The 24,678-nt window shown below is 63.3% G+C and carries 29 protein-coding genes and 1 riboswitch; of the genes, 10 read left to right on the forward strand and 19 right to left on the reverse strand.

Features of this window, described 5'->3' with window-relative positions:
* Positions 1-26: 26 nt before the first annotated feature.
* Complete coding sequence (locus NKH01_RS24790) at positions 27-962, reverse strand: prephenate/arogenate dehydrogenase family protein (RefSeq protein ID WP_352483504.1); 936 nt, start codon at positions 960-962, stop codon at positions 27-29.
* Positions 963-968: 6 nt separating this feature from the next.
* A complete protein-coding gene (gene hisC, locus NKH01_RS24795; protein WP_352917672.1) occupies positions 969-2,078 on the reverse strand; it encodes a histidinol-phosphate transaminase in 1,110 nt (369 codons plus the stop codon).
* Between the two features lie 138 nt (positions 2,079-2,216).
* A riboswitch (SAM riboswitch) is annotated at positions 2,217-2,294 on the forward strand.
* 92 nt (positions 2,295-2,386) lie between these two features.
* Between hisC and metX the strand changes: the two genes are divergently transcribed.
* On the forward strand, positions 2,387-3,556 hold the full coding sequence (gene metX / locus NKH01_RS24800) for a homoserine O-acetyltransferase MetX (protein WP_292661143.1): 1,170 nt from the start codon (positions 2,387-2,389) through the stop codon (positions 3,554-3,556).
* A 115-nt stretch (positions 3,557-3,671) separates the two neighbouring features.
* Positions 3,672-4,286 (forward strand): methionine biosynthesis protein MetW, encoded by a 615-nt coding sequence (gene metW / locus NKH01_RS24805; protein ID WP_023721109.1) that lies wholly within the window; start codon positions 3,672-3,674, stop codon positions 4,284-4,286.
* Positions 4,287-4,314: 28 nt separating this feature from the next.
* Here metW and NKH01_RS24810 read toward each other — a convergent pair whose 3' ends face one another.
* Positions 4,315-4,635 (reverse strand): DUF1330 domain-containing protein, encoded by a 321-nt coding sequence (locus tag NKH01_RS24810; RefSeq protein ID WP_352591151.1) that lies wholly within the window; start codon positions 4,633-4,635, stop codon positions 4,315-4,317.
* A gap of 235 nt (positions 4,636-4,870) precedes the next feature.
* On the opposite strand from NKH01_RS24810, the gene NKH01_RS24815 reads away from it, so the two are divergent.
* Together NKH01_RS24815 and NKH01_RS24820 are read left to right on the forward strand one after the other, a co-directional pair.
* Positions 4,871-5,617, forward strand: coding sequence for an SDR family NAD(P)-dependent oxidoreductase (locus tag NKH01_RS24815; protein ID WP_353022876.1), 747 nt, complete (start codon positions 4,871-4,873; stop codon positions 5,615-5,617).
* Positions 5,618-5,658: 41 nt separating this feature from the next.
* Positions 5,659-6,684: an RNA polymerase subunit sigma-70 gene (locus NKH01_RS24820; RefSeq protein ID WP_352895398.1), complete on the forward strand. Its 1,026-nt coding sequence runs from the start codon at positions 5,659-5,661 to the stop codon at positions 6,682-6,684.
* 18 nt (positions 6,685-6,702) lie between these two features.
* Here NKH01_RS24820 and NKH01_RS24825 read toward each other — a convergent pair whose 3' ends face one another.
* From NKH01_RS24825 to NKH01_RS24835, 3 genes are all read right to left on the reverse strand, one after another.
* Positions 6,703-7,509, reverse strand: a complete 807-nt coding sequence (locus NKH01_RS24825; protein WP_352591157.1) for a DUF1194 domain-containing protein — start codon at positions 7,507-7,509, stop codon at positions 6,703-6,705.
* Positions 7,510-7,585: 76 nt separating this feature from the next.
* On the reverse strand, positions 7,586-9,418 hold the full coding sequence (locus NKH01_RS24830; RefSeq protein ID WP_353022879.1) for an ABC transporter ATP-binding protein/permease: 1,833 nt from the start codon (positions 9,416-9,418) through the stop codon (positions 7,586-7,588).
* 130 nt (positions 9,419-9,548) lie between these two features.
* Complete coding sequence (locus tag NKH01_RS24835; RefSeq protein ID WP_352483498.1) at positions 9,549-10,319, reverse strand: class I SAM-dependent methyltransferase; 771 nt, start codon at positions 10,317-10,319, stop codon at positions 9,549-9,551.
* Positions 10,320-10,417: 98 nt separating this feature from the next.
* Between NKH01_RS24835 and gloB the strand changes: the two genes are divergently transcribed.
* Complete coding sequence (gloB, locus tag NKH01_RS24840; RefSeq protein ID WP_353022881.1) at positions 10,418-11,185, forward strand: hydroxyacylglutathione hydrolase; 768 nt, start codon at positions 10,418-10,420, stop codon at positions 11,183-11,185.
* A gap of 20 nt (positions 11,186-11,205) precedes the next feature.
* Positions 11,206-11,634 carry a cupin domain-containing protein gene (locus tag NKH01_RS24845; RefSeq protein ID WP_352483497.1) on the forward strand — a complete coding sequence of 143 codons (429 nt, stop codon included), beginning with the start codon at positions 11,206-11,208 and terminating at the stop codon, positions 11,632-11,634.
* A 170-nt stretch (positions 11,635-11,804) separates the two neighbouring features.
* On the opposite strand, the gene NKH01_RS24850 is transcribed toward NKH01_RS24845, so the two are convergent.
* The 5 genes from NKH01_RS24850 to NKH01_RS24870 all read right to left on the reverse strand — a co-directional run bounded on the left by NKH01_RS24850 (position 11,805) and on the right by NKH01_RS24870 (position 15,350).
* A complete protein-coding gene (locus tag NKH01_RS24850) occupies positions 11,805-12,404 on the reverse strand; it encodes a short chain dehydrogenase (RefSeq protein WP_353022883.1) in 600 nt (199 codons plus the stop codon).
* Positions 12,401-12,763: a MerR family transcriptional regulator gene (locus tag NKH01_RS24855; RefSeq protein ID WP_352495627.1), complete on the reverse strand. Its 363-nt coding sequence runs from the start codon at positions 12,761-12,763 to the stop codon at positions 12,401-12,403. Before NKH01_RS24855 ends, NKH01_RS24850 begins: the two co-directional genes overlap by 4 nt.
* Before the next feature lie 181 nt (positions 12,764-12,944).
* The gene (locus NKH01_RS24860; protein ID WP_353022886.1) at positions 12,945-13,613 is read right to left on the reverse strand and encodes a lysoplasmalogenase family protein; all 669 of its coding nucleotides are present in this window, start codon (positions 13,611-13,613) and stop codon (positions 12,945-12,947) included.
* Entirely contained in the window at positions 13,613-14,518 is a 906-nt protein-coding gene (gene yddG, locus NKH01_RS24865; protein WP_353022888.1) for an aromatic amino acid exporter YddG, read from the reverse strand. Before yddG ends, NKH01_RS24860 begins: the two co-directional genes overlap by 1 nt.
* A 40-nt stretch (positions 14,519-14,558) precedes the next feature.
* Positions 14,559-15,350 carry a DUF3108 domain-containing protein gene (locus NKH01_RS24870; RefSeq protein ID WP_353022890.1) on the reverse strand — a complete coding sequence of 264 codons (792 nt, stop codon included), beginning with the start codon at positions 15,348-15,350 and terminating at the stop codon, positions 14,559-14,561.
* Between the two features lie 617 nt (positions 15,351-15,967).
* Between NKH01_RS24870 and rpmB the strand changes: the two genes are divergently transcribed.
* From rpmB to NKH01_RS24885, 3 genes are all read left to right on the forward strand, one after another.
* Positions 15,968-16,264: a 50S ribosomal protein L28 gene (rpmB, locus tag NKH01_RS24875; protein WP_023721124.1), complete on the forward strand. Its 297-nt coding sequence runs from the start codon at positions 15,968-15,970 to the stop codon at positions 16,262-16,264.
* Between the two features lie 79 nt (positions 16,265-16,343).
* Positions 16,344-17,024 (forward strand): queuosine precursor transporter, encoded by a 681-nt coding sequence (locus tag NKH01_RS24880; RefSeq protein WP_353022892.1) that lies wholly within the window; start codon positions 16,344-16,346, stop codon positions 17,022-17,024.
* 83 nt (positions 17,025-17,107) lie between these two features.
* Positions 17,108-17,779: a spermidine synthase gene (locus tag NKH01_RS24885; protein WP_023721126.1), complete on the forward strand. Its 672-nt coding sequence runs from the start codon at positions 17,108-17,110 to the stop codon at positions 17,777-17,779.
* Between the two features lie 50 nt (positions 17,780-17,829).
* Here NKH01_RS24885 and NKH01_RS24890 read toward each other — a convergent pair whose 3' ends face one another.
* The 6 genes from NKH01_RS24890 to NKH01_RS24915 all read right to left on the reverse strand — a co-directional run bounded on the left by NKH01_RS24890 (position 17,830) and on the right by NKH01_RS24915 (position 23,540).
* Positions 17,830-18,312: an SRPBCC family protein gene (locus NKH01_RS24890; RefSeq protein ID WP_352483490.1), complete on the reverse strand. Its 483-nt coding sequence runs from the start codon at positions 18,310-18,312 to the stop codon at positions 17,830-17,832.
* On the reverse strand, positions 18,309-18,677 hold the full coding sequence (locus tag NKH01_RS24895) for an ArsR/SmtB family transcription factor (RefSeq protein WP_352483563.1): 369 nt from the start codon (positions 18,675-18,677) through the stop codon (positions 18,309-18,311). The genes NKH01_RS24890 and NKH01_RS24895 overlap by 4 nt, the downstream gene beginning before the upstream one ends.
* A gap of 191 nt (positions 18,678-18,868) precedes the next feature.
* Complete coding sequence (locus tag NKH01_RS24900; RefSeq protein ID WP_353022894.1) at positions 18,869-19,894, reverse strand: esterase-like activity of phytase family protein; 1,026 nt, start codon at positions 19,892-19,894, stop codon at positions 18,869-18,871.
* The gene (gene cobT / locus NKH01_RS24905; protein WP_023721130.1) at positions 19,891-21,789 is read right to left on the reverse strand and encodes a cobaltochelatase subunit CobT; all 1,899 of its coding nucleotides are present in this window, start codon (positions 21,787-21,789) and stop codon (positions 19,891-19,893) included. Before cobT ends, NKH01_RS24900 begins: the two co-directional genes overlap by 4 nt.
* Positions 21,790-21,800: 11 nt before the next feature.
* Positions 21,801-22,787, reverse strand: a complete 987-nt coding sequence (gene cobS, locus NKH01_RS24910) for a cobaltochelatase subunit CobS (protein ID WP_023721131.1) — start codon at positions 22,785-22,787, stop codon at positions 21,801-21,803.
* A gap of 123 nt (positions 22,788-22,910) precedes the next feature.
* Entirely contained in the window at positions 22,911-23,540 is a 630-nt protein-coding gene (locus tag NKH01_RS24915; protein WP_036238769.1) for a J domain-containing protein, read from the reverse strand.
* 133 nt (positions 23,541-23,673) lie between these two features.
* Between NKH01_RS24915 and NKH01_RS24920 the strand changes: the two genes are divergently transcribed.
* Positions 23,674-23,976 carry a BolA family protein gene (locus tag NKH01_RS24920; protein ID WP_023721132.1) on the forward strand — a complete coding sequence of 101 codons (303 nt, stop codon included), beginning with the start codon at positions 23,674-23,676 and terminating at the stop codon, positions 23,974-23,976.
* A gap of 5 nt (positions 23,977-23,981) precedes the next feature.
* Here the strand turns inward: NKH01_RS24920 and NKH01_RS24925 are convergent, their stop codons facing one another.
* Positions 23,982-24,374, reverse strand: a complete 393-nt coding sequence (locus NKH01_RS24925; protein ID WP_245278670.1) for a type II toxin-antitoxin system VapC family toxin — start codon at positions 24,372-24,374, stop codon at positions 23,982-23,984.
* Between the two features lie 2 nt (positions 24,375-24,376).
* Positions 24,377-24,610 (reverse strand): type II toxin-antitoxin system Phd/YefM family antitoxin, encoded by a 234-nt coding sequence (locus NKH01_RS24930; protein WP_023721134.1) that lies wholly within the window; start codon positions 24,608-24,610, stop codon positions 24,377-24,379.
* Positions 24,611-24,678: the final 68 nt, after the last annotated feature.

Genomic DNA, 24,678 nt, shown 5'->3' on the forward strand with positions numbered 1-24,678 from the left:
ACTGCCTGCGATCGGCTTGCCGCGGCTTATCCCTTCGGCGGGTGTTCGACTGCCTGGCGGCCGAAATCCGGTACGTCGATGTCCTGGCCGGCCTCGATAATCGAGCGGCGGACAGCGCGGGTGCGGGTGAACAGGTCGAACAGCTTTTCGCCGTCGCCCCAGCGGATCGCCCGCTGCAGCGAGGATAGATCTTCCGAGAACCGCGCCAGCATTTCGAGGATGGCGTCCTTGTTGTGCAGGCAGACGTCGCGCCACATGGTCGGGTCGGACGCCGCGAGACGGGTGAAGTCGCGAAAGCCGGAAGCCGAGTATTTGATGACCTCGGACTTGGTCACCGACTCCAAATCGTCGGCGGTACCGACGATGTTATAGGCGATGATGTGCGGCAGGTGCGAAACGATGGCCAGCGTCATGTCGTGATGCTGCGGGTCCATCGTGTCGATGTTGGAGCCGCAGCGGCGCCAGAATTCCGAGAGCTTTTCCAGCGCCACGGGATCGGTGCCGGCCAGCGGCGTGAAAATGCACCAGCGGTTCTCGAACAGTTCGGCAAAACCGGCATCCGGTCCCGATTTTTCGGTGCCGGCCAAAGGATGGCCGGGGATGAAGTGCACGCCATCAGGCACATGCGGCTGCATCTGCGCGATCACCGATGCCTTGGTCGACCCGACATCGGTGAGGATGGCGCCCTTCTTCAGCGCCGGTGCGATCTCCTGGGCGACCGTGCCTGAAGAGCCGACCGGCACCGAAACGATGACCAGATCGGCATCGCGAACCGCTTCTTTCGCATCTGTCGTGTAGGTGTCGCCAAGGCCGAGTTGGCTCGCCCGCTCCAGCGTCGCTTCGCTGCGCGTCGAAATGGCGACTTGGCCGGCAAGTCCCTCGCGGCGGATGACGCGGGCCAGCGACGAACCGATCAGGCCGATGCCGACCAGCGCGATCTTTTCGAACATCGGTGAGGTCATGGTGCCCTAGCTTTTCAGGAATGTCGCGAGTGCTGCGACAACGCCGCGATTAGCCTCTTCGGTGCCGATGCTCATGCGCAGCGCGTTGGGAAAACCGTAGCCGGAAACGCGCCGCAATATGTAGCCGCGCGCACTGAGGTAGTCGTCGGCGGCCGCCGCCGAATGCTTTTTGTCCTCGGGAAAGTGGATCAGGATGAAATTGCCGACGCTCGGGGTCACCCGCAGCCCGAGCCCGGTCAATTGCTCGCTCAGCCAGGCCAGCCAGGTCTCGTTATGCGCGACGCTGCGCTCGATATGAGCCCGGTCGCGGATCGCCGCGATGCCTGCCTCGATCGCCGTCGCATTGACGTTGAAGGGCCCGCGCACGCGGTTGATCGCGTCGATGACGTGCGTTGGCGCATAGATCCAGCCGATCCTCGCGCCACCGAGGCCCAATTTCGAGAAAGTGCGGGTCATGACTACGTTTTCCGCGCTGCCCACCAACTCGACGCCAGCTTCATAGTCGTTGCGCCGGACATATTCGGCGTAGGCGGCATCCAGCACCAGAAGCACGTTTCGCGGCAGGCCCGCATGCAGGCGGCGCACCTCCTGGAACGGCACGTAAGTGCCGGTCGGGTTGTTCGGATTGGCAAGGAAGATGATCCTGGTACGCGGCGTCACCGCGGCGAGGATCGCATCGATGTCGGCGCGTTCATCAGTCTCCTTGACCGTTACCGGGACGGCACCGGCCGACTGGATGTAGATCTTGTAGACCATGAAGCCGTGTTCGGTGATGATGGCTTCATCGCCGGGCGCGAGGTAGGTCTGCGCAAGCAGGCCCAGGATCTCGTCGGAACCGTTGGAGCAGACGATGTTCGCCGGATTGAGCCCGTGCACGTCGGCGATCGCCTCCCGCAGGCGCCTGGCGCTGCCGTCGGGATAGACCGCGAGCTTGTCGGCGACCGCGCGCGCGGCCTCTATCGCCTTTGGCGAAGGACCGAGCGGGTTCTCGTTCGCCGACAGTTTGTGGACTTTGACGACACCTTCAGGCGCCGCGCTCTTGCCGGGCACATAGGCTTCGATGTCCATGATGCCGGCGCGGGGCGTTGGACGTGTCTGATCCGGTGTCTGGCTCATTCCATGAAATCCGTCGAGGAAGCCTCCATCCGGAAGCCGCAGCGGAAATACAAGCCGTGGCCCGGAATGTCGAGGGGCGGCAATTCGGGATCAATAACTTGCCGTTGACGAAGCCATGCGTCAGTCCTAGAAGAGCAGCGACAGTTCCGTGGTGATTTGGCCGGTCGGCTTGCAGCCACGTTAAACAACTTGCTAAAGGGCCGTTTGCATCTTGTAACCGGCTTTGCGAAGGCATGGCCGGTTTTTTGTTGCCCTGACTGGTTGTTGCCCGGACCGGCGGACAACTGAAGGCCGGGCAAGGAGATGTGATGGTCGCTTTGCGCGCGCGAAAAACCAACAACGAGGCCGACCAGCCGTCGAGCCCGGTGTTGCGTTTCGGCGCCGACAAGCCGCTCAAGCTCGACGCCGGCACGCTGCTGTCGCCGTTCCAGATCGCCTACCAGACCTATGGCACGCTCAACGACGCGCGCTCCAACGCCATCCTCGTCTGCCATGCGCTGACCGGTGACCAGCATGTCGCCAACACCAATCCGGTGACCGGCAAGCCGGGCTGGTGGGAAGTGCTGATCGGCCCCGGCAAGATCATCGATACCGACCGTTTCTTCGTCATCTCGTCCAACGTCATCGGCGGCTGCCTCGGTTCCACCGGCCCCGCCTCGACAAATCCCGCAACCGCCAAGCCTTACGGGCTCGACCTGCCGATCATCACCATCCGCGACATGGTGCGGGCGCAGCTGATGCTGGTCGAGCATTTCGGCATCGAACAGCTGTTCAGCGTGCTGGGCGGCTCGATGGGCGGCATGCAGGTGCTGCAATGGGCCTCCAGCTATCCCGAGCGCGTCTTCTCGGCCCTGCCGATCGCCACCGGCGCCCGCCATTCCTCGCAGAACATCGCTTTCCACGAGGTCGGCAGGCAAGCGGTGATGGCCGACCCCGACTGGCATGGCGGCAAATATTTCGAGCACGGCAAGCGACCGGAAAAGGGGCTGGCGGTGGCGCGCATGGCCGCCCACATCACCTATCTGTCGGAAGCAGCGCTGCACCGCAAGTTCGGCCGCAACCTGCAGGACCGCGAAGCGCTGACCTTCGGTTTCGATGCCGACTTCCAGATCGAGAGCTATCTGCGCCATCAGGGCATGACCTTCGTCGATCGCTTCGATGCCAACTCCTATCTCTACATGACCCGGGCGATGGACTATTTCGATCTCGCCGCCGACCATGGCGGCCGGCTGGCCGATGCCTTCGCCGGCACCAAGACCCGTTTTTGCCTGGTCTCCTTCACCAGCGACTGGCTGTTCCCGACCGAGGAGAGCCGCTCGGTCGTTCACGCGCTGAACGCGGCCGGCGCCTCGGTATCGTTCGTCGAAATCGAGACCGACCGCGGCCACGACGCCTTCCTGCTCGACGAGCCGGAACTGTTCGCCGCCATCAAAGGCTTCATCGCCTCGGCGGCGCGGGCGAGAGGGCTCGGCGCATGACCCCGAAAGGTTGCAGGCTTTTCGGATCAGGACCATGTGCCAGGCATCAGCGCATGACCCTGAAAAGTTGCAGACTTTTCGGATCGGGATCATGCGCCGAGCAAGAGGCGAGCTCATGAGCGTCAACCGCGCCCAGCGCGTCGACCTCGAAGTCGTCGCCGATCTCATCCCGCCGCAGTCGCGGGTGCTGGACGTCGGTTCCGGCGACGGCCTGCTGCTCGAATTGCTGCAGGCGACCAAGAAGGTCGACGGCCGCGGGCTGGAACTGTCGCAGCGCGGCGTCAACGAATGCGTGGCGCGCGGCCTGTCGGTCATTCAAGGCGATGCCGACAAGGACCTCCAATTCTATCCCGACAAGGGCTTCGACTTTGTCGTCTTGTCGCAGACCTTGCAGGCGACCCGCAATCCGAAGCTGGTGCTCGACGAACTGCTCCGGATCGGCAACCGCGCCATCGTCTCATTTCCCAATTTCGGCCACTGGCGGGTGCGCTTTTCGCTGCTCTTCAACGGCCGAATGCCGGTGACCAAGGACCTGCCCTATTACTGGTACGACACCCCCAACATCCATTTCTGCACCATTCGCGATTTCGTCAATCTATGCGACGAGCTGGGCGCGACGGTGGAAAAGGCAACCGCGCTCGACGCCAACGGCCAGCGGATCGGCTTCTCGATGCCGTGGTGGTTCTGGAACTTTTTCGGCCAGCAGGCGGTATTTCTGCTGAAACGGTAGCAGGCCGCCCGCGAGCCGATCATTCCCCTTATTCAAGCACGTCGGTGGCCTTGTGCGGGTGCTCGACGCCGTCGACGAAGACCACGTCGGACTGAGAATTCGCGGTGCGCAGCGGCAAGATCTCCTGATAGGCGGGCGAGCGGTACCATCCGCGCGCCTGCTGCATGTCTGGAAACTCGATCATGACGAGGTGCCCCGGCCAATTGTTTTCAACCACGTCCACCTCGCTGCCATGCACAATGAAGCGCCCGCCGAACGGCTCAAGCGTGGCATCGATCTTCTGCAGGTACTCGACGATCGGCGGCCCCGGCGTGACCTGGCGCATATGGGCGACGGCGTAGGCGGTCATGGTGTAACTCCTTGTGGTCGAAAGCCGGACAACCGGCTTGATGGGAGCAGTTTGCCGGGACGTTGCGCGCTGGTCGATTACCCCCGAGGTAATGACACCGAATACAAAACTGGCGCGCCGCTGCCGTCACCTGAAAGATATTTCTGCCTGGCACCGATGATTTCCGCCCACCTGCGCTGTCCTTATCGATGGGCGCGCCTGGATGGTCCGGCGGCCGGGAACAGAGAGGTGATCCATGGGATCGTTGCAAAATCAGAATGTCGTCGTCGTCGGAGGCAGCCGGGGTGTCGGCCGCTCCATTGCGGAGGTCGCCCTCAAGGAGAAAGCGACGGTGCTGGCGGTCGCCCGCGGAAAACAGGCCCTGGCGCAATTTGCCTGGGAGGTCTCCGGCGTGAAGACGCTCGCGATCGATGCGACGGTGGACTCCGCCCCCGATAAGGTCTTCGCCGCGCTTGAGCCGGACGTGCTGGTGATCTGCGCAGGTGCGCTGGCCCCTTCCGCGCCGGTGCATGAACAGAACTGGAAGGCCTTCTCGGCAAATTGGGACACCGACGTCAAGGCGTCGTTCCTGTTTTGCCGGGCCGCTCTGCGCCGTCCGCTCAAGCCGGGAACCCGGATCGTTCTGATCTCCAGCGGCGCGGCCTTGACCGGCGGACCACCCAATGCCGGCGGCTATGCCGGCGCAAAACGCATGCAGATGTTCCTGGCCGGTCATAGCCAGAAGGAGTCGGACCGGCTTGGCCTCTGCCTGCGCTTCATGGCGCTCGCGCCGATGCGGATCATGCCGGAGACCGGCGTGGGCAAGGCCGGCGTCGACAGCATCGCGGCCTATATGGGCATCCAGCCGGCGGACTTCATCGCCGCCATGACCGACATGCAGACGCCGGCCGATGTCGGACGGGCGGTGGTCGCACTCGCCACCGGCCAGCCGCAAGGCAGTTCCTTCATGGTGAGCGGGAGCGGGCTTGCCCCGGCCGCCTGAGGCGCGCGTAATGCAAACCTGACCCGGAACCCGAAAGTAGCATGACAGACGCTCAACCACCTCTGGAACCGGCACGCCAGCCGATCCTCGATCGGCTGGCCTTCGAGAAGGTCACGGCCGCGCATCGCCGCGAGCTCAAGCTGCATTGCTATCGCATGATGGGTTCGCTGCACGAGGCCGACGACCTCGTCCAGGACACGTTGCTTCGCGCCTGGCGCGCAAGGTCGGAGTTCGACGGGCGGGGTTCGGTTCGCGGTTGGCTCTATATGATCGCGACCAATGCTTGCCTTAACGCCATCAAGGCGAGGTCGAGGGCGCGTCGCATTCTCCGGGAACCCGGACGGCCGCCGTCGCACGGGGCGGCCATAGGCGGGGCCGTAGCTGACGTCGCGTGGCTGGAGCCCTACCCCGACGCCGAGCTTCCAGACATTGCCGGCAGCGAGCCAGGTCCGGAAGCCCGTTACGAGAGCCGCGAGGCCGTCCAGCTCGCCTTCGTCGCCGCTATCCAGGATCTGCCGCCCAGGCAGCGCGCCGCGCTGCTGCTTGCCGACGTCCTGGGATGGTCGGCCGTCGAGACGGCGCGTTTGCTGGGCGGATCGACGGCTTCGATCAACAGCGCGTTGCAGCGCGCCCGCGCAACGCTGACGGCGCGCTATCCTGGCGGACGGCCGGCCAGCCGATCACGGCCCAACCCCGAAGAAGGCCTGCTGCTCGAACGTTACATGCAGGCCTGGCAGGCCGCCAATCTCGAAGGTTTGATCGAGCTCCTGCGTGAGGACGCCATCTATACCATGCCGCCTTGGCGCGAATGGTATCAAGGCCGCGAAGCGATCCGCGGTTTCTTCGAGACCGTCTGGCCGAGGTTCGGCGGCTTCCGCACGCTGGCCACCGCGGCCAATGGCCAGCCGGCGGTCGGGGTCTATTCCCGCAGCCACGATGACCCGGCGTGGCGGGCCCATTCCCTGCATGTGTTCGAGCCAGCCGAGGGCGGGATCGCTTCCTTGACGATCTTCATAGGGCCGCTCGGGCCATCTCTGTTCCCGGCCTTCGGCCTGCCACCGGCCTAGCTTACCCGTGGGCAAGCCTTACCGGTCGAGTTCCGGGAAATACGGGTCGGAGAAAAACCGCCGGTCGCGCTCGCCTTGCAGGCAGTCGATCGGTGCGTCGATGCGGATCGTCCTCGGATCCTCCTTGGGATACTCGACGCCGCTGACCTCGAGGATCAGTTTGCGGCGAGTGGCGGTGGCGAATTCGGAAACCGCATAGATTGGCAGGACGAACGACCCCGGTCCGCCGGTGACGCATTCGGCATAATACCGGTCGAGATGGCTGAAGGTCGGTGACGGGCTGATCAGGATCGGCAACCCGTTGATGACGATGCCCTTCGCCAGCGCCGCATCGCGTGCCGTTGTGACCGGCAAGCCGGTGTTGTTTGGGCCATCGCCAGAGACGTCGATGACGCGGCGTTTGGCCACGAAGGCCGTGCCATCGAAAAGCTCGGCGCCGAAGGCCACGGCACCGGAAATCGAGGTGCCGCGGAAGCTCCTGAACGGGCGGGCCGCGATCTTGTCGGCGAAAGCGTTGGCGCTCTCCTTGCTGTCGATGACGTGCCAGGCAATGACCGCATCGTCGCGGATGGTGCCGGCCCATTCGAAATAGGCGATGGCGATGCGGCCGGAAGGGCCGGCACGCACGGCATTGATGAAGTCGGGATGGCGCAGCGCCGCGACATAGCCGGCGCGCTGCAGGGCAAACTCTCTTTCATCCATCGACTGCGAGATGTCGACGGCCAGCACCAGCTCGACGTCGACGGCAATGGCATTGGCGGGCGCGGCCACAGGTGCTGCCGGGGCGCAGGCAAGGCAGGCGAGCAGGGCGAGAGCGTCAAGCATGGCCGATCGGAACGTTCCCATCTGAAACGATCGCGATAGTTTTTCGCCGCGATCGCGGCGAAATAAAGCTTGGCTTCTATTTCTTTCGGCGGGCCGAGGCGATAATCGGGGGCGGTTCGATGGCGCCTGCCCTGACACGGGCCGGCTTGAGGGGCGGTTGGCCGGCATCCTTGACGATGGTCAACGCTCGCGGGAAGAAGCGGGTATTGTGCTGGCCGCGGCCGATATTGAGGATCGCGGCGTCGGAAAGGCGCTTGTCCAGCATCGACAGCACTTGCCTCAGCGTCGCGCCGTCGAACGCGTCCAGCGCCTCGTCGATGATCACCCATTTCGGCCGTCGCAAGGCGAGCCTGGCAAAGGCCAGCAGACGCTGCTCGTCGTCGCTGAGCTCACGCTCCCAGCGCGCAGAGTGATCGAGCGAGGACGACAGGCGTTGCAGCCCGACATCGGCCAGCACCTCCGAAATCTCGGCATCGCTCGCCTCCGCCGCGCCGTCTGAATGGTTGAGCACCTCGCGCAGCCTGCCGAGCGGGAAATAGGGAGTACGCGGAACGAAGATCGGCGCTTCTCCGGCCGGCATGCCGATCCGGCCGCTGCCCCATGGCCACAGACCGGCAATGGCGCGGAAGAAAAGCGTCTTGCCGGCGCCCGGATCTCCGGTGATCATGACGCGGTCGCCGGCGCGGATTTCGACATGCGGCTCGGCAAGCTTGGTGCATCCGTCCGGCGAGGCAATCTCGAGCTTCTCGAAGGTCAGGCTGCCGTCGGGATTTTCGCCGAACGAAATGCGCCTTTCCGTATCGTGCAGCGCGTCGGTGTCGCCAAGCGCGATGCGGAAGTCGGCGACCCGCATCAGCGTGGCGCGCCAATCGGCGATGCCGCCGATATTGTTGATGAACCAGCGCAGCGAGGAATGGACCTGATTGAAGGCGCCGACCGCCATCATCAAGCCGCCAAAGCTGATATCGCCGGCAAAATAGACCGGGGAAGCGACGAGGATCGGCGCGACGACAGTGATCCAGCCATAGGTGTCGGTTACCCAGGAAAGATTGATCTGGGCGCTGTAGATGCGCCGCATGGCGCCCAGCACCATGCCAAGGTCGAATTCGAGCCGGCGCCTGGCATCGGCCTCGCCATGCGCAAGCGCGATGGCATCGACATTCTCGTTGACGCGAACCACCGAGGAGCGCAGTTCCGCCTCACGCGTATAGCGATCGTTGTTGAAGCGGATCAGCGGCCGCCCGACCAGCCAGCTCAACCACGAAGCTGTGCCCGCATAGAGGATCGCCGCCCAGACCATGTAACCGGGTATGGCCAGCGAATGGCCGCCTATGTGGAAGACGAAGCCGGAAGACAGCGACCACAAGACGCCAACGAACGAGGCAAGCAGGATGCAGGACTGCAGCAGGCCGATGCCGAGACCGGTCGAAAGGTCGGAGAGATGCCCGGCATCCTGCTGCAGGCGCTGGTCGGGATTGACGCCGATGGCGCCGGCATGGGTCAGCCGGAAGGCACGCGCCGGCCGCATCCATTCGCCGATCAGGTCGAGCGTCAGCGCCTCGCGCAGCTTCAGGCGAAGCATCTGGTCGAGCCAGGTCTGGCTGACATTGAGCACCACAAGCCCGCCGGCGATGCCGGCGAAGACCAGAAGCTGATGCAGGAAAGCCGGCATGTCGCGCCGCGCCAGCGCGTCGTAGAAAGGCTGGTTCCAGCGATTGAGCAGAACCTGCCCGATCGAGCTCGCCACGATGACGGCGACGATGCCGATCGCTGCCCAAAGCAATTGTTTTCGCACTGGCGAGGTGGTCAGCGCCAATTTGATTGTTGCCAGCTGCTCACGCAGGCTGCTGGCTTCGATCGACGTGGCAAGCTTCTGGGCGCTGGGCTCGACATCCGGATGATCAGCCATGAGTGGATCCTTGCATTCGGAAGCGGTGCTAAACCCCGGTGATAGGATCGACCGCATATGCCTTCAATCGGGCAGCGAACCCGTCCGCGACAGATAGGTGAGAAAAAGCCTGCGTCGGATCACGAACGCGTCATCCTGGCGACGCCGGACGTTCGGCCCCCGACAGCCGGCCAAGCGTCGGCGCGCCATGCGGCGAGAGAACCGGCACGAAGACGCGGCGGGAGGCGCGCTGCGCCACCGGGACGCCCTGATAGAGCCGCTTCTGCGCCTCGACAACGATGACGCCCGAAAAGATCGGCCAGAAGCGCCGGCCGGCACGCTCCAGCACATTGTGGAACTGCATCATGAAACGTCGCGGCGACGGCGGAAAGAACAGCGCATCGGACCATGCCGCCGGCGTGAAATTCGCTTCGCGCAGCAATTCGGTCAGCTGGCCGCGCGAGAACGGCCGGCCATTGCCGAAAGGCGTATGCTCGAAGCGCGCCCAGACGCCGCGCCGGTTGGGCACGACGATGACGACACGGCCGGCCGGCGACAGCACCCGCCAGATCTCGTTCAGCGTCTCGCGCGGGTTCTCGACATGTTCGAGCGAATGGACGAGCAGCATGCGGTCGATACAGGAATCGACCAGCGGCAGCTCCTCGTCGAAGACCAGGGCGGTCGCCGTCGGCCCCGTCGCCGGCCAGACCACCGCGCCCTGCGTCGCCGGCATGAAGGCAAAGACGCGCTCGGCATCGCTGCCGAAGCGCTCCAGCCATGGCAAGGTGTAGCCGAGGCCGACCAGCCGCTCGTTGGGCACAACAGCCCATAGCGAGGACAGCGCCATGGTGATCGAGCGTTCGGCCAGGCGCCCGAGCGTGGTCGAATAGAAGGAACGGAGGTCGACAATATCTGAATGCATGGGCGGAACGGTAGCTTCGAAGCAGTCCAAGTTCAACAAAGGCAGATGACATCAGCTGGCAGGCGCCCTATGTCTGCGCCTGTAAACGGAGAGATATGATGCCGGTCGAGATCGAACAATTCATGTGCCGCAGCGACAATTTCGGCGTGCTGGTGCATGACCCCAAAAGCGGCCAGACGGCGCTCATCGACGCACCCGAAGAGGCGCCGATCCTGGCCGCCATCAAGCGCACCGGCTGGACGCCGACGATGATCCTGACCACCCACCACCATCTCGACCACGTCGAGGCCAATCTGGCGCTGAAGGAGCGTTTCAAGCTGCGCATCGTCGGGCCGGAAGCCGAAAAGGCAAAGATTCCCGGCATCGACGAAACCGTCGAGCAAGGCTCGGTCGTCCACCTCGGCGATGAGCGGATCGAGGTCATCGCCACACCCGGCCACACCGCAGGCCATGTCACCTATCACCTGCCGGCGTCAAAAGTGGCATTCGCCGCCGATACGCTGTTTGCGCTCGGCTGTGGGCGGCTGCTCGAATGCAAGCCGCCGGTGATGTACGAATCCCTGAAAAAGCTCGCAGCGCTGCCGGCCGAGACGGTCGTCTATTGCGGACATGAGTATACGCTGGCCAACGCCCGTTTCGCGCTGACCGTCGACCCGACCAATTCGGCGCTGAAAGAGCGTGCCGCCAAGATCGAGGCGCTGCGCGCCGACGGCAAGCCGACGCTGCCGACGACGATCCGCGAGGAACTGTCGACCAATCCGTTCCTGCGCTGGCACGATCCGGCGATCCGCAGGCATCTCGGCCTGGAAAAGGCCTCCGACGCCGAAGTGTTCGCCGAGATCCGCAAGCGCAAGGACAATTTCTGAGCGGCACCAGGAGCTAGGGCATGACCAGTTCCGCCGAAATCATCGCCCTGCTCGGCCTGAAGCCGCATCCGGAAGGCGGCTGGTATGCCGAAACCTTTCGCGACGGCGCGGCAGGCACGCGCGGCCATTCGACGGCGATCTATTTCCTTCTGGAGAAGGACCAATTGTCGGCCTGGCACCGGGTCAAGGACGCGGCCGAGGTTTGGCACTTCTATGACGGTGCGCCGCTGGCGCTGTCGATACATCGAGAAGGCGGTCCCGTCATCGAGGAGATCCTTGGCACGGCGCTTGCCGCAGGCGAGCGGCCGCAGATCGTCGTGCCGGCAGGCTGGTGGCAGTCGGCACGCAGCCTCGGCGAATGGACGCTGGTCGGCTGCACCGTGGCGCCGGGCTTCGATTTCGCCGCCTTCGAATTGGCCGAACCAGGCTGGCTGCCGGGCACGCCGTAGTGGTGAAGACCTGACGCTTGGTACCCAACGACAACAGCCGCTCAGGATGGAAAGCCGTCGTTCAGGTTGTCGCAAGAGTCACTCTCGAACCTCCGAAATTTTGCAACGGAAACTACCCTTGATATTCAGGGGGCGACCAATATGTCCCAACACTTAGGATTTCTGCGAAACTACCCGACGATGATCACTTGGCCGGTGATGGCCCCTTCCACGCTCTTCGCATAGGCGAGCCCCACCCGTTTCGACGAAACGGGCTCGTGACCGGGGAACCACTCGCCATATCTCGGCACGGACACGTCCAGAAGTCCGGGACTCACAACATTGATGCGAAGACCGCGCGGCATCTCGATCGCCGCACCAAGGACAAAACCGCCGAGCGCGCCGTTCGCTGTTGCCGCCCCTGTTCCCATCCGAATGGGATCGCAGTCGAGCACTCCGCTAGTCAGTGTGAACGAGCCGCCATCGCTGACAGTGGCCAACCCTGCCAACACCAGATTGACCTGGCCCATGACCTTATGGCGCAGGCCAAGCATGAACGTCTCTTCGGTGTACTTGCCAAGCGGCCCGAAATGGACATTGCCTGCGGTAGAGATGACGGCATCCACTTTGCCACATTTGGCGTACATGGCATCGAGCGATGCGCGGTCAGCCATATCAACCTGAAAGTCGCCACTAGAGCGGCTGGCCTTGATGATCGCGTGGCGGGAACCCAACTCGTCGCAAACCGCTTTGCCGATGTCACCTTCCGCGCCGACGACAATAATTCTCATGATATTTCTTCTGCCATCTCGTCATATCGTTTGAGCTTGTAGGCAAGGAGTTCGGCGCAGCCATCCAACGCAGCTCGCCGCTTGTCCAGATGCGCTGCGTGATCAAGAAGAACCGCTTTCCGTTCGGGCAGAGTCTCGCTGCCCCGCTGATAAAGCCGCGCAAAGTATCGCATCTGCTCCATGGGCATACCTGTCTCGCGCAGCGAGGACAGGAGTATTAGCCATTCGACATTCTCTGCCGAGAAGTCCCGCCTCCCGTCACGTCCTCGCCTGACCTTCGGAAGCAAACCCAATTTTTCATAATAGCGGATAGTGTCGATACCCAGTCCGCTTGTAGCTGCCGCCTCCGAAATGCGCATGTGTCGCCTACCCTGCCGATTGTGCGCTAGGCTACCAAGCTGGAGCAGCTCTAGGTCAAGCGAGAATTTTTACCCTCTGATCTGACGACCTCGAGGATTGCGTCACAAAGGCTTGCCCATGGGCACCAAGCGTCGGATCTTTCGCCGTTTGCAGGCCGGCATCATCTGAATATCGACATGCCTAGCCTAAAACGAAACCCAGGGTGATCGCCAGCTGGCCGGCGTAATACAGCGCCCAGACCGCATGGCGCATCCAGGCACGGTGCGGCGAGATGGCGGGCAGCAGGAACTTTTCCGCGGCAAGCAGCCCGTCGGACAATATGAGCAGGGCGACGCCACCGATGACCCAGGCACTACTCAGGGTAAGCGCGCCAATGCCCATGGCGAGAATTGCCGCCACACGAAGGCCTATCGGCAGGCGCAGTGCCGGGCCGACGCGGCGCCGGAGCGCGAAAACCATCGCCAGCACCAACACGACCATCGCCAGCACGATCGCTGCCCGCCACGGCTCGGCCAGAAGCAGCCCGAGGCCGCCGCCGGCACGCAGGAACAGCACGACGTAAAGCACATGAGCGGCAAGAAAACTGGCCGCGCCGCCAAGAAATGCCTTCTCGCCGTCGCGCGACAGGAAGGCGTCGCCGACGGCGCTGACGCCCAGTGCGGCGACGAGCAGCCATGGGCCGCTCTGCTGCACGACCAGCACCGCCAGCATCGCCACCGCCAATGTCCTTGCCGCCGACCGCGAAAGACGCGGCGGCATGCCGAGGCTGAACGCATAGATCACCGCCGCCGCCAATGAAAACAGCAGCGTCGCATTGGCATTGGCATCGATGCCGCCGGGAAACGGCATCAAGCGTTTGCCTCGCTCGTGGCCCTCTTGCGCAGCAACAGCGATTTCGCCGCCAGTGCCGCGCCGCCGGTGATCAGCACGCAGGCGGCTAGGATGCGCCATGACGGCTCGGTGAAGCCGGCGGCGATCAGCACCAGTGTCGACAGCAGCGGCGCGGCGTAGCTTGCCGCCCCCAGCACCTGGATGTTGCCGCGCTTGACGCCGATGTCCCAGGCATAGAACGCCGCCCCCACTGGCATCAGACCGAGGCCGAGCACGGCCAGCCACTGGCCGGCGCCGTTGGGCAGCACCGTCTGTTCAAGCAGCAGATGGCAGACCAGCGAAAGGGCCGCCGTGGCGGCGCAGAACCAGGTGACGATGCTGGTCGGCACCGACGGGAAGCGCCGCGACAACAGCGAATAGGACGACCACAACACCGCACAGACGCCGGCCATCGCATAGCCGAAGGCATAACGCGCATCGAAGGCAAGTCCGCCGCCCTTGGTGACGATCAGGAACGTGCCGGCAAGGCCGAGCAGCGCGCCGACGATATGGTTCCAGGCCAGCCGCTCGCCAGGCATCAGCGCCGATCCCAGCACGATCAGCAGCGGCCACAGATAGGCGATCAGGCTGGCCTCGACGGCCGGCGCATTGCGCAGCGCGGTGAAGTAGAAGAAGTGGTAGCCGAACAGGCCGGCAATGCCGATCACCCAGACTTTGCGTGGTATTTTGACTTGGCGCGGTATCTTCGCGGCGCCATCGGCTGCCGGCATGAACAGCCGGGCAACCAGGCCGACGCAGGTGCCGATCGTAAAGGTGATTGCCGAAAGCAGGAACGGCGGCACCGAACCCGAAGCATCCGTAAACAGCGCCAGCAGCGCCCACATGGCGACCGCGGAGAAGCCGATCAGTGTTGCGCGCGCCATACCCGTCGCCCCGTGCCCCGTTGGCGGCGCACCATCACGCCTATTCGTCTGCTTCGAACCGCTCCGCGCTGACCGTCAACGGGCCGATTTGCGTGCTGACCGTGGCGCGGATCGGCGCATATACGCCCCTTTGGCCGACCGGTGCAAACGTCACCATGATGCGGCTGCGTTTCTTCAGGTAGTTCAGCGCCTTGCGGTTCTTGCGGTAGCCGGCCACCGGCTCGAAGCCCATCCTGCAGGTGACCGTATCGCCCTCGTAGCCGGCCACCGAGATCGACCCTTTCGACTCGTAGGTCAGTTTCAGATCGGCACGCATTTCGCCGTCATAGAGCTTCACCGTGCGCCCGCAGACCTGGTCGAGGCTGTCGGCATGGATGACGGTCGCGGCCATCGGATCGAGGACGGATACGAGATCGCTGCCGACCAGCGGTATCCAATTCTCGGGATTGCGCTTCTTCGGCTCAGGCACGACCTTGGTCGAGGTGACGACGCCATTGGCAAACTGGATGTCGATCATCGACGCCTTCTTGCCGGACGTGTAGTCGGCGTGGAACGCCTGCGGTTGCAATCGCTTGCCCGAAATCTTGCCCTTCGACGAGATCGTGCCTTGCGTGTCGTCGAACAAAGTTGCGAGCCCGGCGGCGGAAACGCTGCCCTCGATCGAATAGGTGTCGCCCTCGTAATGGCTGGAGAATTTCGCCTTGGCGACGGAGAGGCCGAGGAACGACACCGAATACTCGCCCGTGAAGGATTGCGGTTCTGCGGCCGAAGCCGTCGTCGGCAGCGCGACGGCCAACAGAGCGATCAGGGCATTGAGGAAAGAACGAGGCATGGCGGGTCCTTGATTGTCGACCGGAGACGGGCGATCTGGCATGTCCCTGTGTGACCGCTTATAGGCTGAATTCCGGCCTTAATGTGAAGGCGGCGTCGGCAGGGAACGTTAGGGCTGGTCGGTGGGAGGTGACGGAAGCCAGAAATGAAAAACCCGCCTCGGAGGGCGGATCGTCGGCGCGAATCAGCACCATACCCAAATTAGTAGCATAGCTGCCGGCACAAAGCAAGAACAAAATGTGGCGCTCGATGAATTTGCCGATCTCCCCCTTGCGGAGGAGATGCCCGGCAGGGCAGAGGGGGTAGGAAGGATCGCCAAGATCCAGCTTTATCCTCCCAGTGCCGAGAGTTTTGGCTGCAAGGTGCTAAGTCGGAGGGACAGCACCCCCTCTGGCCTGCCGGCCGTCTCCCCCGCAAGTGGGGAGATCGGTAGCTTCACCACTGGTGCTCATTTCTTGAAGGTGCGATTCCCTCTCCCGAACCAACCCCAAGCTTGACGCATCGGCGAAATGCAACTATGGAACGCCAACTTTTTCCATAAGGCCGCCTGACCGAAACCGCGCGCCACCCGGCGCGGGTCGAATGTTTGGCCAGGACCGAGAACCGAAGGTTAGTATCATGTCCCGCACCTGCGAACTCACTGCCAAGGCAGTCATGTCCGGCAACAATGTGAGCCACGCCAACAACAAGACCAAGCGTCGCTTCCTGCCCAATCTCGTCAATGTGACGCTGATCTCTGAAGCGCTGAACCAGAATGTGCGCCTGCGCATTTCGGCCAACGCGCTGCGTTCGGTCGAGCATCGCGGCGGCCTCGATGCCTTCCTGGCCAAGGCCGATGCCAAGCAATTGTCGCAGCGCGCCCGCCTGTTGAAGAAGCAGATCGCCAAGAAGCTCGCCGAACAGCCGGCCGCCTGAATTTTTCGGCGGCAGCCTTCCAGGGCGTGATCCGAACTCCGGATCGCGTTCCGCTGGTTCCATTACCCAGGATAAAAAAATGATTTTCCTCTCGCGATACCTGCCCTTCGTGGCCGCCATGGCGCTCGTCGTCGTGGCCTCGAACATCCTCGTGCAGTTTCCGATGCAGGGCGCAATCGGCGGGTTGTCGCTGGCCGACATCCTGACCTGGGGCGCCTTCACCTATCCGTTCTCCTTCCTGGTCACCGATCTCGCCAATCGCCGCTACGGCCCGGCGGTGGCGCGCAGGATCGTCTTTGTCGGCTTCATGACCGCGGTGGTCTGCTCGATCGTCATCCCGCCCTTGCTGTTTCGCCACGGCCTGATCGAATTCGAGACCGCCGCCGACCGGCTGGTGCGCATTGCCGCGGCGTCGGGTGCCGCCTTCCTCACCGCGCAATTGCTCGACGTCACCGTGTTCAACCGGCTGCGCCGGCAGAGCTGGTGGCGCGCGCCGATTGTCGGCACGCTGGTCGGCTCCGTTTTCGATACGGTGGTGTTTTTTACCGTCGCCTTCGCGGCGGCCTTCGCCTTCGCCGGCCCGAACGATGGCTTTGCGCTGGAGACCGCACCGCTGATGGGCGTGCTGCCAGTCGAGACGATGCGCTGGATATCCTGGGCGCTCGGCGATCTCAGCGTCAAGCTGATCATAGCGGTGGTAGCGCTGATCCCTTACCGGCTGCTTGCCGCCCGCTGGAGCCAGCCGGCACTGGCGGCATAGAGCATGATCCCGAACCGAAGGTCCGCGTTAGCGAAAAGTGGGAACCGGTTTTCGGACAAGATCATGCTCAAAGACTATCGAGCATGATCCCCTGGCTTCAGCTGGACTCGGCAAAAACGCCTGACGGCGGACAGGAGCTTCGCCTGAAACGGCGCGGCGGCGAATTCTCGATCATGCTTGGCGCCAACGAGCTGATGAACAGTCGGCTCAGCGGTTCCGAAGAGGCGCTGGCCAAACTGTCCCGTCAAAGGATTGCCGGCCGCCGGAACCCAAGCATCCTGATCGGCGGCCTGGGCATGGGCTTTACCTTGCGCGCGGCGCTGGCCGAGCTCGGCGACGATGCGCAGGTCACTGTTGCCGAACTGGTGCCGGCAGTCGTGACGTGGGCGCGCGGCCCGATGGCCGAGGTTTTCGACGGTTGCCTTGACGACCGGCGCGTCAGTGTTCACGAGACCGATGTCGGTCAACTCATCCGTTCGCAAGCATCGGCCTGGGACGCGATCCTGCTCGACGTCGACAACGGCCCCGAGGGCATCGTCTACAAGGCCAACGATGCGCTCTACAGCGGCACCGGCCTCAACGCCGCACGCGCCGCGCTCAAGCCCGGCGGTGTGCTGGCGGTCTGGTCGCAGGGCCCTGACGCAGGTTTCACCCGAAGGCTCAAGCAGGCGGGCTTCACGGTCGACGAGGTTAAGGTGCGGGCTCACGGCAAGCGCGGCGCTCGTCACATCGTCTGGCTCGCGAGTAAAGCATAGCGGAAGCAATTCGGGCGGATTGCTGTTTTGGGCTCCCATGCCGACACCTACTACTTCGCTTTCTGAAGCTCGGCCGCGAGCGCCTGCAGCAGCCCGCGCGTGCCCTCTTCGCGTCCTTGCGCTGAATCAATGCCATCGAAAAACGCACCCTGTTCGGTATAGGTCAGGCGAGTGCCGTCGCCGGAGGGTGCGAGCTCGACGGTGGTGAGCGACGCCGACAGCGGCTGCGGCCCGACCGCCATCCGGTAGGAAAATACGATGCGTCGGTCAGGGACGATGTCCTGGAACTGCGCATCGAGCCTGATTTCCGGGCCGCCCTGATAGCTGAACCGCGAAACCTCGCCGCCGCCGACATGGAAATCGAAGGTGAACTCGGCGATGGTGAAGCCGTCACCTTCGACGCGCCAGCGCCGCACTGTCGCCTTGTCGGAAAAGGCGAAGAAGACGCGCTCGGGCGATTGCGGATAGGTCCGCTCGATCGTGAAGGTCGAATGGATGACGGAGTGGTCGTTCACGGGCGCAATCTGGTTCATTTCTCTTCGTCCTTTTCCTGGTCGTGGAGTGTTGCGTTCGGTTGGTCAGTCTCCGCCAGAATCTGGCCGAGACGGTCGAGGTGGCGTTCGGCCGGCGTGCGGCGCGCGGCGATCCAGTCGGCGAGCGGGGCGAGCCCGCCGGGCTCGATCCGGCAGGTGCGCACGCGTCCGATTTTTTCGCTGCGGATCAGCCCGCACGCTTCCAGCGCCTGGAGATGCTGGAGCACCGCGGCGAAGGTCATGCCGAACGGCTCCGCCAGCTGGCTGACGGTGGCCGGCCCGCGGCCCAGCCTTTCCAGGATTGCCCGCCGCGTCGGCTCGGCAAGAGCCCGCAGGATGCTGTCGATCTCGGAATAGTTAAGCATGGACTTGAGTATTTCGCCGATGACACAAATTGTCAAGCCACAACTAAAGTATTTTTGCAGATGGTGAGAGCCGGTTGGAAACCCGCGACGCGGGTCATTGCGAGGGGAAATCGCCATGGGAAATTGCATGCGCTGCGAAACGGCGCGGAAATGCCAGCATCGCCAACAGCCGATCAATGGCCGATCGCGCGTCAATCCTCGTGCAGGATGAATTCCAGATAGAGGTTGCGCTGCAGGATCGAGTGGTTGTCGTCGGACATCAGCGACACGATCAGCGCGCCGTCGTCGCGGGTCCAGACGTCGAGCGCTTCCATGTTGTCGATCTGGTAACCCATGTCGGCTTCCAGCAGCACCGGCCCGTCCGCGACGGCGCCCTTCTCGACGCTTTCGCCATAGATGCGCCGCAGCCGCATCTTGACGCCGCCGGCCATCGAAAAACTGCGCTCCAGAAGCAACAGGTCGCCGTCCGGCAGGAGGGCGCCGTCGGTGATGTCGAAATCGCCATTGCGCTTGACGGTGAAGACGCCCTTGTGCGGCCCTTCGATGATCGCGGCAAAGATGTTGCCGGCCTTGTCGAGGCTCTTTTCCGACACCACGACCAGCCCGCCCTGGTGCTGTCCGTAAGGATGGGCGCGGGTGACGGTCTCAAAGCCGCGATTGCGGCGAAGTTCCCAGGCTGGGATCAGGAAGTCCAATTGCTTGAACGGCGCCTTCATATCGGCCGGGTCGATCTTGAACTCTGCGATACGGTGATCGCGCTCGAAGCCGACCGTGGCAATGCCGTCCTGGACCGCGAGGCCTTCGGCATCGACCGCCCATTTCAGGTCGATCGGCTGGCCGGCCGCGTCGACCATCTGCTGCATGCGAAAATTCTGAATGCCGGAAGGCCGCTTGTCGGCATCGTGGACGAGGGTGCCGAAGAACCAGAAGCCGGTGTCGGCGACGCCGATGAAATCGCTGCCCGGCTTGAGGAACCGAAGCGCCGACAGCGCGCCGAAATCGCGCGTCGGCGAGGTCATTTCGAGCCCGCCGACGAATTCGAGCGGCCCGAACTGTTTGTCCGGCCGGCCGATATGGAATTCGCTGATCGGCCGTGCCGAGATTTCGGCCGGCTCGACCGAGGCAGGGCCGGCAGCGACAGCCGGCGCCAAACTGATGCCTAGCAACACAATGGCGGCCAAAAGCGTTTGCCAAAAGCCGCCGCGGGAAAAAATCATCCGGCGCGCCGCATGCCGCCGCGCCGCGTGTCGCGCACGGTTTCCTCGGCGAACAGCGAGGCCAGTTGCTCGGTCATGGCGCCGGCCAGTTCTTCGGCATCGACGATGGTGACGGCGCGGCGATAGTAGCGGGTGACGTCGTGGCCGATGCCGATGGCCAAAAGCTCGACCGGCGAGCGCGTCTCGATGAGCTCGATGATGGCGCGCAGATGCCGCTCGAGATAATTGCCCGGATTGACCGACAGCGTCGAATCGTCGACCGGCGCGCCGTCCGAGATCATCATCAGGATCTTGCGCTGCTCCGGCCGCGCGATCAGCCGGTTGTGCGCCCAAAGCAGCGCCTCGCCGTCGATGTTTTCCTTGAGCAGGCCCTCGCGCATCATCAGGCCGAGATTGCGGCGCGCCCGCCGCCACGGATGGTCGGCGGATTTATAGATGATGTGGCGCAGATCGTTGAGCCGGCCGGGGTTCGGCGGCTTGCCTTCCTTCAGCCATTTCTCGCGCGCCTGCCCGCCCTTCCAGGCGCGGGTGGTGAAGCCGAGGATTTCGACTGAGACGCCGCAGCGTTCCAGCGTGCGCGCCAGGATGTCGGCGCAGGTCGCCGCGACCGTGATCGGCCGGCCGCGCATCGAACCCGAATTGTCGAGCACCAGCGACACCACCGTGTCGCGGAATTTGGTATCACGCTCCTGCTTGAAGGACAGCGGCTGCATCGGGTCGATGACGACGCGCACCAGCCGTGCCGGATCGAGATAACCTTCTTCGAGGTCGAAATCCCAGGAGCGGTTCTGCTGCGCCATCAGGCGGCGCTGCAACCGGTTGGCCAGCCGCCCGACGACGCCGGACAGGTTGGCGAGCTGCTTGTCGAGGAAGGCGCGCAGCCGGTCGAGCTCCTCCTCCTCGCACAGTTCCTCCGCGCCTACGGTCTCGTCGAAGGCCGTGGTGAAGACCTTGTAGTCGATCTCTTTCGGCAGATTGGTGAAGGGATTGTCGTTGCGGCGCGCCTCGCCGGGCGTCTCCGCGTCGGCGTCGTCATCGTCGGAAAGGTCGTCGGCAGTGGCGTCGGAGGCCTCGGTCTCGGCCGATTGCTCGTCGTCGGACGATGCCTCGGTATCTTCGGACTGCGACTGCTCGGAGCCGGAATCGTCTTCGCCGCCCTCCTCGCTCTGCTCCTCGCCTTGCGGCTGGTTTTCGTCGTTGTCCTCCGAGTCTTCCGTCTCCTGGTCGTCGCCGAGTTCCTCGGCCATTTCCATGGAGGCGAGCATCTCGCGCACGACGCGGGCAAAGGCCTGCTGGTCGTCGAGCTTTGCCGACAGCCCGTCGAGGTCGGCGCTGGCCTTTTCCTCGACCCAAGGCCGCCAGAGATCGACCAGCCGTTCGCCGCTCTTCGGCACAGTGCGGCCGGTCAGCTTTTCGCGCACCATCAGCGCCAGCGCCTCCTCGATCGGCGCGTCGGCCTTGTCCTTGACGTCGACGAGGTTGGCCCGGGCGTATTTGTCTTCGAGCATCGAGCCGATATTGTCGGCAACGCCCTGCATGGCGCGGCTGCCGATCGCCTCGACCCGGGCCTGCTCGACCGCGTCATAGATGGCGCGGGCCTGCTTGCCTTCTGGCGCCAGCCTGGTGTGGATGCGCGCATCATGGCAGGCGCGCTTCAGCGCCATGGAATCGCCGAGCCCCCGGGTGATGGCGATATCGGCTTTCGATGCCTTCTTCGGCAGTTCGGGCAGCCGGGCGCGGCTGCCGGCCAGCGCCGGCCGGTCCTTGGCGAAGCCGACTTCGAGGTCCTTGTCGCCGGCGATGGCGCGCATGCAGACGGTAACCGCGCGCTTGAAGCTGTCGTTCTCAGCGCCGGTCTTGGATTTGTTTCGCGTGTTGTCGCCCGGACCCGCCATCGAGACTCTGCTTAGCCCAGCACCACATTGGCAGCCGATTCCGGCAGATCTTCGCCGAAGGCGCGCTGGTAGAACTCGGCGACCAGCGAGCGTTCCAGCTCGTCGCATTTGTTGAGGAAGGTCAGCCGGAACGCCATGCCGATATTGCCGAAGATCTCGGCATTCTCGGCCCAGGTGATGACCGTGCGCGGGCTCATCACCGTCGACAAATCGCCGTTGATGAAGGCCGAGCGCGTCATGTCGGCGACGCGCACCATCTTGTTGACGATCTCCTTGCCCTTGCCGTCGCGATAGTGCTTGGCCTTGGCCAGCACGATGTTCACCTCATTGTCGTGCGGCAAATAGTTCAGCGTGGTGACGATCGACCAGCGGTCCATCTGCGCCTGGTTGATCTGCTGGGTGCCGTGATAGAGTCCGGTGGTGTCGCCCAGCCCAACCGTGTTGGCGGTCGAAAACAGCCGGAAGGCCGGATGCGGGCGGATGACCCGGCTCTGGTCGAGCAGCGTCAGCCGGCCCGACGATTCCAGCACGCGCTGGATGACGAACATCACGTCCGGACGCCCGGCATCGTATTCGTCGAAGCACAGCGCAACATTGTGCTGATAGGCCCAGGGCAGGATGCCGTCGCGGAATTCGGTGATCTGCAGCCCGTCCTTGACGACGATGGCGTCCTTGCCGACGAGGTCGATACGGCTGACATGGCTGTCGAGATTAACGCGCACGCAGGGCCAGTTGAGGCGGGCGGCGACCTGCTCGATATGCGTCGATTTGCCGGTGCCGTGATAGCCCGACACCATGACCCGGCGGTTGTAGGCAAAGCCGGCGAGGATCGCCATGGTCGTGTTCTTGTCGAACAGATAGTCCGGGTCGATGTCGGGCACATGCTCGCTCGTCACCGAATAGGCCGGCACCACCATCTTGGAGTCGAAGCCGAATGTCTCCTTCACCGACACCGTGGTGTCGGGCAGGTTGGCGATGTCGCGATCGACCTTGTTCATCTCTATCAACGTCTCCACAAGCGAAACGCCGCGTTTCGCTGGCAATCGATTTTGTTCGGGGGCGGTCTTAGAGCCTTTTCCAACCTTATGAAAGTTGGAAAGCGACACGAACCGTAAGGTCGCTCAGCACAAACCTGCCTGCTTGAGCACGCGATAGGCCTGGAGCACATCGCGGAACCGGTCTTCCGAACCTCTGTCGCCGCCATTCGCATCCGGATGGTGGCGTTTCACAAGTTCCTTATAGCGCGCCTTGATATCCTTGCCAGTCGCCTTTGTATCAAGGCCAAGCGTTTCCAGTGCCTTGGCCTCAAGCGGCTTGGCCTTGCGCTCGCGTGCTTCGCGCGGGTCCTTCGGGCCTTTGAACAGATCGAACGGATCGCGCATGCGGTTGTAGTAGCCGGCGCGACCGGAGCGCGCCTGGGCGAAGTCGGGCGAGGAGCGTGTCGAAGCACCGTTGACGCCCATTTTCCAGGTCGGCCGGTGGCCGGTCATGGCCTCCTTCTGGAAGCGGGCAATCTCGGTGTCGGGAACGCCCGAGAAATAATTGAAGCCCTTATTGTACTCGCGCACATGATCGAAGCAGAACTGGAAGTACTCGCCTTCCTTCATGCGTCCGACCGGGGCGCGGTGGGTGCCGGCCTCCTTGCAGCCATCCCACTGGCAGATCGGTGAGCGCGACTTCAGCTCCGCGTCCTTCTCCGGGCGGATGCGAATCTTTTCGAAATATTTTGGGTACGGCTTCATCTCACCCATTTATGGGCTGTTCGCTGATGCGAAACAAGAATTGACATTTTCGCGATGATCGCCCTAACCGCTGAATCGCGGCATAAAACCGGCGAACGGCGAATTTTGTGCGATGACATAGATGTGGTGAAGGGAAGCGGCGATGTCCATACAGGCAACGATGGAAGACAAGCTGAAAAAGGCGTTTTCGCCGGAACGGCTGGCCGTCATCAACGAAAGCCATCTCCATGCCGGCCATCATCATCTGGATTCCGGCCATCACGCCACCTTCGACGGCACCGGCGAGACGCATTTCCGCGTCCGCATCGTCGCGCCCGCCTTTGCCGGCATGAGCCGCGTCGAACGCCACCGCGCCGTCAACGCATTGCTGGCCGAGGAATTGAAATCCGGCGTCCATGCCCTGGCGATCGAGCCGGCGGCGCCCGGCGAAAAGACCCGCTGGTAGTTGCCCTACCAGATTGTCTTTACATATCGATAGTCTCGCAGCTTGTGATCCGCGGTCACCAAAGGTGCCGCAAATTTTCGACTGGTCGCAACAATGATCCGATCAGCCGGATCCTTGTGAAACTCTCCCGGAAGTTCGGTACTAGTTACGGCGATCTCATTGTCGACGGAAATGAAGCTCAATTTTTCAAGCTTGCTGACCGTCGCCAGCCATTCACCCACATCCATCGATAGTAGGAGACGCCCCCTGGAAACCAGCATGGCGATTTCCCATGCTGATATCGAGGAGATCAAAATCTCGCCGCCTAACCTCTCCCGCTCGATTGCGCGAAGTGCTGGTTCTGAAAGCAGATCGGTCTCACCGCCGACCCAGCGGACGAGAACATGCGTGTCCAACACGATCAATTGCTGGCTTCCCAATCATCTTCGGCCACCGGATCCGTCGGGCGGTCGTAACGCAGGACAGACCCACGCAGCACCTCCAAAGGGTCGCGCGCAACCGATTCATAGCGTCGTATCTCTAATGTGGGCTGGCCGTGATCGGTCACAATGATTGGCTCGCCAGTCGTTTCAACCTGACGAAAATACTCGAGAGCCTTTGCCTTGAACTTCGATTTCGACACCTGCGCGGTCATGCGCCACCTCAATGAACAAAATTGCCGTTCACCATATAGGGTCAGATGTGACCACGGCCAATGACCAT

The organism is Mesorhizobium sp. M1403, from assembly GCF_040317695.1.
Classification (GTDB): domain Bacteria; phylum Pseudomonadota; class Alphaproteobacteria; order Rhizobiales; family Rhizobiaceae; genus Mesorhizobium.